Here is a 1,036-nt window from a genome sequence, read left to right as displayed (position 1 = left end):
TGTGGCCTTCGGCATCGGTCTGGGCGATAACCCGGCCCAGGCTGTCGCGCTCGACGTCGTGACGATGGCCATTGGGGTCGGTGTAGCCGATGCGCTGTCCCTGAGCATCATAATGATAGCGGGTGGGGTGTGCCTGGCCCTGCTGCACGGACACGGGGTCGTGTGCCTCGATCACCTGGTTGTCGGCATTGTAGCCATAGGCCCAGGTGTCGCCGTTGCGGTCGGTGTATTCGGTGATGTTGCCGGCAGCATCGTAGCGCCAGTATTCGCTCAGCCGTTCCGGATGATGGGTGGCGGTCCTGCGGCCGGTGGCGTCATACTCGTGGCGCAGGGTATGGAACCCATCGGGCAGGCGGATCTCGGTGATCTGGCCCAGCCCGTTGTACTGATAATGGCTCTCGGCGCCGTGCGGGGCGCGGCGATAGGTGACCCGCCCGGCGGCATCGCGTTCGTACTGAGTGCGGCGCACCTCGCCGGTGGTGCTGATCAGTCGTTCTTCGATCAGGTGGCCGGCCCGGTTGTAGTCATTCTCCAGGCGGGTGCCGTCCGGGTTGTGAATGGCCACCAGCAGGCCGAGTTCATTGTAGTCATACTGCCAGCGCTGACCGGACGGGTCTTCGCTCATGATCAGGCGGCCCATCAGGTCATAGCGCTCGATGTCGGTACGCTGGCGGTCCAACCGGCCAATGGGCAGGCTCGGGTCGGTGCGGGTACGCCGGATCTCCAGATAGTGGCGGGTCTGCTGGTAGTCCCAGGTGGTCTCCAGACCGGTTGGCTCATGCTGGAAGATCTTGCGCCCGAGGGCGTCATGGGCGAATTCGGTGACCCCGCCTTCGCTGTCGGTGACCTCGATCAGCTGGCCGGCGGCGTCATAGGTGTAGTCGATCTGGCCGCCCAGGGCATCGGTTGCGGACAGCACCTGACCGCGGGCGTTATGGGTCAGGGTCTGGCGGTGCTGGCCGGGGTTGCCGGGCGCGGAGATACCGACCGTCTCGCCCCGGGCGTTGAGCGTGTAGTGGCGGGTGTGATAGCGGCC

General features: G+C 65.6%; 1 protein-coding gene. It reads right to left on the bottom strand.

The genetic code is table 11. The features are described from left to right. Positions 1–1,036: RHS repeat domain-containing protein (locus E4656_RS20135; RefSeq protein WP_135485121.1), on the bottom strand; the 1,036-nt coding region annotated here is incomplete at both ends.

It is taken from the genome of Natronospirillum operosum (genome assembly GCF_004768465.1).
Classification (GTDB): Bacteria; Pseudomonadota; Gammaproteobacteria; order Pseudomonadales; family Natronospirillaceae; genus Natronospirillum; species Natronospirillum operosum.
Note: the sequence above shows the minus strand (reverse complement) of the source record. Positions and strands in the feature narration are given on the sequence as shown.